General features: G+C 71.5%; 8 protein-coding genes. 3 read left to right on the plus strand and 5 right to left on the minus strand.

Annotated elements, in window-relative coordinates; genetic code table 11:
- The coding region (locus tag QH283_RS13010) for a TRAM domain-containing protein (protein WP_280503260.1) at positions 1-590 on the minus strand (590 nt) is incomplete at its 3' end.
- Between the two features lie 103 nt (positions 591-693).
- Positions 694-2,682, minus strand: coding sequence for an APC family permease (locus QH283_RS13015; protein ID WP_280503261.1), 1,989 nt, complete (start codon positions 2,680-2,682; stop codon positions 694-696).
- Between the two features lie 216 nt (positions 2,683-2,898).
- On the opposite strand from QH283_RS13015, the gene QH283_RS13020 reads away from it, so the two are divergent.
- Both QH283_RS13020 and QH283_RS13025 read left to right on the plus strand, forming a co-directional pair.
- A complete protein-coding gene (locus QH283_RS13020; protein ID WP_280503262.1) occupies positions 2,899-3,564 on the plus strand; it encodes a potassium channel family protein in 666 nt (221 codons plus the stop codon).
- Between the two features lie 2 nt (positions 3,565-3,566).
- Complete coding sequence (locus QH283_RS13025; RefSeq protein WP_280503263.1) at positions 3,567-4,238, plus strand: potassium channel family protein; 672 nt, start codon at positions 3,567-3,569, stop codon at positions 4,236-4,238.
- Between the two features lie 37 nt (positions 4,239-4,275).
- On the opposite strand, the gene QH283_RS13030 is transcribed toward QH283_RS13025, so the two are convergent.
- The 3 genes from QH283_RS13030 to QH283_RS13040 all read right to left on the minus strand — a co-directional run bounded on the left by QH283_RS13030 (position 4,276) and on the right by QH283_RS13040 (position 6,190).
- Positions 4,276-4,905, minus strand: a complete 630-nt coding sequence (locus tag QH283_RS13030; protein ID WP_280503264.1) for a sigma-70 family RNA polymerase sigma factor — start codon at positions 4,903-4,905, stop codon at positions 4,276-4,278.
- A gap of 179 nt (positions 4,906-5,084) precedes the next feature.
- Entirely contained in the window at positions 5,085-5,807 is a 723-nt protein-coding gene (locus QH283_RS13035) for a DUF3159 domain-containing protein (RefSeq protein WP_432420722.1), read from the minus strand.
- 5 nt (positions 5,808-5,812) lie between these two features.
- Complete coding sequence (locus tag QH283_RS13040; protein WP_280503265.1) at positions 5,813-6,190, minus strand: OB-fold nucleic acid binding domain-containing protein; 378 nt, start codon at positions 6,188-6,190, stop codon at positions 5,813-5,815.
- Between the two features lie 73 nt (positions 6,191-6,263).
- Between QH283_RS13040 and QH283_RS13045 the strand changes: the two genes are divergently transcribed.
- On the plus strand, positions 6,264-6,777 hold a 514-nt coding region (locus QH283_RS13045; RefSeq protein ID WP_280503266.1), incomplete at its 3' end, for an alpha/beta hydrolase.

A 6,777-nucleotide genomic window follows, 5' to 3' on the forward strand; every position in this document is an offset into this window, starting at 1 on the left:
ATGTGGCGCAGACCGTCGCCGTCGAGCGCGACGACCAGATCGGCGCCGGGCGTCCACACCCGCTCGGCGATGCCGTCCAGCATGCCCGGGACCGGCTGCGGGCAGCGCAGGTCGGGGAGCACGGCGTCGCTGCGGTAGCGGTGTGTGCCCGCCCGGCCCTCGGCGTCGACGGGCAGCCTGACCCTGGTCCGCCAGCCGCCGGTGGCCTCGGCGGTGCGCTCGGACACCGGTTCCACACTGATCTCGCGATCGATCCCGGCGATGCGGTGCAGCAGCTCGGTCACCACCGAGGCCTTCAGCGCGCGCTGCGCGGCGGGGCTCGCGTGGGCGAAGTCGCAGCAGCCGGCGCCGCCCGGCCCGGAGACCGGACAGGTGCTCGGCACCCGGTCGGCGGAGGCCGCCAGGATCTCCACCGCCTCGGCCCGGCAGAAGCTGCCGCCGGTGTCCTCGGTGACCCGGGCACGCACCAGTTCTCCGGGCAGCCCGTGCCGCACGAAGACCACCCGGCCCTCGTGCCTGCCCACGCAGAAGCCGCCGTGCCCCGGCGGCCCGAGCCGGATCTCGAAGGTCTCGCCCAGCCAGTCGCTCACCCGATCACTACCGTTCGCCTCGTCCCCGTCCGTTCCCCCACCACCTGAATCGCCGCCCGGATACCCACCACCGGTGTTCCCACCACCGCGGCGAGCACGCCACTCACTGCCGGTCCCCGAGCCCGCGCCGCACCGAACCCGGCGCGTCGACCACCCCCGGCTGCTTGGCCGCGATCGAGGAACTGAGCTGCCAGGGCACGCTCGTCACCATGACGCCCGGCTCGAACAGCAGCCTGCCCTTGAGCCGCAGCGCGCTCTGATTGTGCAGCACCTGCTCCCACCAGCGGCCGACCACGTACTCGGGGATGAAGACCGTCACCACGGTGCGCGGGGCGTCCCGGCGCACCCGGTGCACGTAGTCGAGCACCGGCTTGGTGACCTCGCGATAGGGCGATTCGATCACCTTGAGCGGCACGGTGATATCGCTGCGCTCCCATTCGCGCACCAGTGCCCTGGTGTCCTGGTCGTCGACGTTGACCGTGATCGCCTCCAGCACGTCCGGGCGGGTGGCGCGCGCGTAGACCAGCGCCCTGCGGGTGGGCAGGTGCAGCTTGGACACCAGCACGATGGCGTGGGAACGGCTGGGCAGCACCGGATCCCAGTCGTACTCGGCCAGCTCACGGGCGACCGAGTCGTAGTGCCTGCGGATCAGCTTCATCACCGCGAAGATCGCCACCATCAACAGGATCGCGATCCACGCGCCCGCGAAGAACTTGGTGACCACCACGATCACCAGTACCGCCCCGGTGGCGGTCAGGCCGACGGCGTTGACCGCTCTCGACCGTTTCATCCGGCGGCGATGGCCAGGCTCGGTCTCGGTGCGCAACTGCCGGGTCCAGTGCCGCAACATGCCGGTCTGGCTGAGCACGAAGGAGACGAACACGCCGACGATGTAGAGCTGGATCAGCTTGGTCACCTCGGCGTCGAAGGCCACCACGAACGCGATGGCGGCGCCGGAGAGGAACAGGATGCCGTTGCTGAAGGCCAGCCGGTCGCCGCGGGTGTGCAACTGGCGCGGCAGATAGCGGTCCTGGGCCAGGATCGCGCCGAGCACCGGGAATCCGTTGAACGCGGTGTTGGCGGCCAGCAGCAGGATGAGCGCGGTGACGATGGTGACGAAGAAGAACCCGAGCGGGAAACCGGCGAAGACGGTGTGCGCGAGCTGGGCGATGAGCGTCTTCTGGTGGTAGTCCTCCGGCGCGCCGATCAGATGGTCGGTGTCGTGGGCGTAGACCACCCCCACCTCGCGGGCCAGCAGCAGGATGCCGAGCAGCATGGTGATCGCGAGCGCGCCGAGCATCAGCAGCGTGGTGGCCGCGTTGCGGGACTTGGGTTTGCGGAACGCGGGCACGCCGTTGCTGATCGCCTCGACGCCGGTCAACGCCGCGCAGCCGGAGGAGAACGAGCGGGCGATCAGGAAGGCGAATGCCAGGCCGTAGAGCTGCTCTTCCTCGGCCACGAGCTGGAAGGCCGCCGATTCGGCGCGCAGCGGCTCACCCAGGACGAAGGTCTGCAACAGCCCCCAGCCGAGCATGCCGAACACGCCGATCATGAAGGCATAGGTGGGCACGGCGAACAGGGCGCCGGACTCGCGGACGCCGCGCAGATTCAGCGCGGTCAGCAGCACGATGGCCGAGACCGCGAAGAGCACCTTGTGCTCGGCCACGAACGGCACGGCCGAGCCGATGTTGGCGGCGGCCGCGGAGATCGACACCGCGACGGTCAGCACGTAGTCCACCAGCAGGGCGCTGCCGACGGTCAGGCCCGCGGTCGGGCCGAGGTTGGTGGTGGCCACCTCGTAGTCGCCGCCGCCGGACGGATAGGCGTGCACGTTCTGGCGGTAGCTGGCCACCACGATCGCCATCACGAAGGCGACCGCCAGGCCGACCCACGGCGCGTACAGAAACGCGGAGACGCCCGCGACCCAGAGCATGAGGAAGATCTCCTCGGGCGCGTACGCCACCGAGGACAGGGCGTCGGAGGCGAACACCGGCAGCGCGATCCGCTTCGGCAGCAGGGTGTGCCCCAGCGCGTCGCTGCGAAAGGGCCTGCCCAGCACCAGGCGTTTGGCTGCCGTCGTCAACTTGGACACTGGAGCGAGCATAGATCCCCGGACGGTATGGCGTGTCGGCGGTCGGCAGACGCGCCGAGCGCCGGTTTGGCGCTGATCACAACGGGGAAACCGGGCCTCGGGCAACCACGCCGGGTACGTTGTGTGCGCACCGCCGCTCGCCCCGCGTGTCCCGGGCGTCCGGCGGGTGCGGTGACGCCGCGTGGGGCGGCACGAGGCAGGAACGAGGGTGGTGCGGTGTTCGTAGTGGTCATGGGGTGCGGACGGGTCGGCTCCTCGCTGGCCCGCGCCCTGGTCCGAATCGGGCACGAGGTGACCGTCATCGACCGCGATTCCAGCGCCTTCCTCCGCCTCGGCGACGATTTCGCCGGACAGCGCGTGGTCGGCGTCGGTTTCGATCGCGATGTGCTGACCCGCGCCGGGGTGGGGCGCGCAGACGCCTTCGCCGCGGTGTCCTCCGGCGACAACTCCAACATCATCTCCGCCAGGGTCGCGCGCGAGACGTTCGGCGTGGAGCGGGTGGTGGCCCGTATCTACGACGCCAAACGCGCCGCGGTCTACGAGCGCCTCGGCATCCCCACCATCGCCACGGTGCCCTGGACCACCGACCGCTTCCTGCGCACCATCATCGGCGACACCGGCACCACCACCTGGCGCGATCCCACCGGGACGGTCGCGGTCACCCAGCTCACCCTGCACGAGGACTGGTTCGGCCGCACCGTGCAGGAACTCGAGCGCGCCGTCGGCGGACGGGTGTCGTTCGTGCTGCGGTTCGGGCAGCCGCTGCTGCCGGAGAGCAGGACCATCGTGCAGGCCGACGACGTGGTCTACGTGGCGGTGCCCTCGGATCGGGTCGGCGACGCGGTGGCGGTCGCGGGCGGACCCCCGGTGCAGGAGGAGTGAGCATGAAGGTGGCCATCGCGGGCGCGGGCGCCGTCGGGCGCTCCATCGCCAGGGAACTGCTGCGCGGCGGGCATCGGGTGATGCTGCTGGAACGCCAGCTCGACCACATCGACCACCAGGCCATCCCGGACGCGGTGTGGGTGCACGCGGACGCCTGCGAGCTGGCGCTGCTCGAGGAGGCCGGGTTGGAGACCTACGAGGTGGTCATCGCGGCCACCGGCGACGACAAGGTCAATCTGGTGCACTCGCTGCTGGCCAAGACCGAATTCGGCGTGCGCCGAGTGGTGGCCAGGGTCAACGATCCGCGCAACGAGTGGCTGTTCGACTCGGCCTGGGGCGTTGACGTGGCGGTGTCCACCCCGCGCCTGCTGGCCTCGCTGGTGGAGGAGGCGGTGTCGGTGGGCGACCTGGTGCGGCTGATGACACTGCGCCAGGGTCAGGCGAATCTGGTGGAGATCACCCTGCCCGGCGACACCGCGCTGGCGGGCAAACCGGTGCGCGCGCTGACACTGCCCCGCGACGCCGCGCTGGTGACCATCCTGCGCGGCGGCCGGGTGATCGTGCCCGAACCCGACGACCCCTTCGAGGGCGAGGACGAGCTGCTGTTCGTGACCTCGGTGGAGGCCGAGGAGGATCTGCGCGTCGCGCTTGCCGACCACGACATCAGGCCGTAACACCCCGATACGTCTGCCGCCCGGTCGGTTCGCGCGCTCACGCTGCCTCGGCGAACTGCGCGCGCAGCTTGTTGAGCGCGCGGTGCTGCATGACCCGGACGACGCCGGGGGTGGTGCCGATGGCCTCGGCGGTCCTGGCCGCCGACCAGCCGAGCACGATGCGCATGACCAGCACGTCGCGATGGGTGGGGGCGAGCACCTGCATCAGTTCCCTGGTGGCGGCGCGCCGCTCCAGCGCCAGCGCCCATTCCTCCGGGCCCGCCTCGGCGCTCGGAGCGTCGGGCACCTCGGCCATCGGGTAAGCCGGGTGCACCTGGGAGCGGCGGAAGGCGTCGGCGACCTTGTTGGCGGCGATGCCGTAGACGAAGGCCAGGAAGGACTTGCCCTGGTCCTGGTAGCGCGGCATGGCCTTGACGGTGGCCAGCAGCACCTCCTGCACCACATCGTCGGCGGTGACCTGCAGGTGGGCGGTGTTGCCGAGCTTGGCGCCGCAGTAGCGGCGGACCAGCGGGTGGATGGCGCGCAGGATGTCGGAGACGGCGCGCTCGTCGCCCGCGGCGGCCGGGCCGATCAGCTTCTCCACCTCGGCGGCGACGCGGCGGCTCTCGGTGAGCGCCGGGCCGGCGGGGGTGTGCGCGTGGTTCTTGGTGCGGGTCTCGACAGGCATGATGGCGGTCCGATCTCGTGAGGTCGTTCACGTTTTTCGTGTCGAGAACGATCGTCCGATGAAAGGACCCGTGCGACCAGGTACCCCAGGGTGGGTACCGGCCCACCTCTGCGGTGCTTTCGCGCCCACCCCCGGGCATCCGAACCCCGTTGGGGCGGCACGGAACCCCGGTTCGGGGCTCAGGCGCCGGAGCGGACCGGCAGATGCCCCGCGCGGCGCACCGCCCAGATGGTGACGCCGAAGGCCACCGCCGTCAGCGGCCAGCCCATGCCGATACGCGCGGCGGCCAGCCAGCCGGTCTGGTCGGAGTCGTAGAGCTGCGACTGCACCAGGTATCTGGCGCCGAAGACCAGCGCCCAGGTGGCGGTGGCCAGGTCGTAGAGCCGCACCAGGGTGCGGTCCGATCGCCACACCGAGCCGTGACCGTTCAGCGCGCCCCAGATCACACCGACCAGCGGCCGCCGCACCAGGATCGACAGCAGGAAGGCCGCCGCGTACACCAGGCTGGTGTAGATGCCGAACAGGAAGTAGCCCTTGGCCTCCCCCATCCGCCAGGCGATGAAGGCGCAGATGCCGACGCCGACGAAACCGGAGATCGCCGGCTGGATCGGGCTGCGCCGGATCAGCCGCCACACCAGCACCGCGGCCGCGACGCCGAGCGCCGCCCAGATCGCGGCGGTGAGCCCGAAGAAGCTGTTGACCGGGACGAAAACCACGACCGGCAGCGTGGAGTAGACGATGCCGCCGAGGCCGCCCATCTGCTCGAGCAGGGTCTGCTCGGTGCGCGCCACCTCGGCGGCCTCGGCGGCGCCGTCGGCGGGAACGGGATAGGGTGCGCCGCCGCGGACGGGTGCCGGGGTGGGCACGCCGAAGTCGAGGCCGTCGTCGTGGCTGGATGGCATATGTGTCAGCTGTTCCCGCGCAATTCGTAGTAGGGGTTGAAGATCACCTTGCGGCCGTCGCGTTCGCCGATGCGCCCGCGCACCAGCAGGCGGCGGCCCGGCTCGATACCGGGAATCCGGCGGCGGCCGATCCAGACCAGCGCGATCGCGTCGGTTCCGTCGAAGAATTCCGCCTGCACCGTCGCGCCCGCCGCCTTGGGACACGCCTCCACACTGCGCAGCCGCCCGAGCATCGTCACTTCCTCACCGCGGCGACAGTCGGCGACCCGGCACGCGCCCGACGCGTCGGCGGTCTCGGCGAGTTCTTCCGCGTCGAGACGGTCGATGTCCTCGGTGAGCCGGCGACTCAGGCGACGGAAGTAACCCGACGCTGGGGATGGCATGGCAGCACTCCTGCTCTCACTCGTACACCCGCCACTGTAGATCGCGGCCCGCACCCCCGCTACGCTCGGCCCGGTGTTCGACTCCCCACAGCCCGCGGCCGGACGCCGGCCGGTTCCGCCGACCGTGGTCGCGCTGCCCGGCACCGGCTCCGACGCCGATTTCGCCCGCCGCGCCTTCGAGCGGGCGGCGCGCGAGCGCGAGCTGAGCTTCCGTGCCGTCGAACCCGATCCGCGCGGTGTGGTGGCGAGTTATCGCGCCGCCCTCGACGAGGCCGCCGGCCAGGGGCCCGTGCTCGCGGCAGGCATCTCGCTGGGCGCGGCCGTGGCCGCCGACTGGGCCGCCGAGCGGGGCGGATCGGACGGTGTGGCCGGGGTGATCGCGGCGCTGCCCGCCTGGACCGGGGCCGACACCGGACAGTGCCCGGCCGCCCTGTCGGCGGCCTACACCGCGGCGAGCCTGCGCGCCGAGGGCCTGGAGCCGGTGCTCGAGCGGATGCGGGCCAGCAGCCCGGCCTGGCTGGCCGCCGCGTTGAACCAGTCCTGGCGATCCCAGTGGCCGCTGTTGCCGGACGCGCTGGCGGAGGCGG

It is taken from the genome of Nocardia farcinica (assembly GCF_029867845.1).
In the GTDB taxonomy this organism is placed as follows: Bacteria; Actinomycetota; Actinomycetes; order Mycobacteriales; family Mycobacteriaceae; genus Nocardia; species Nocardia farcinica_A.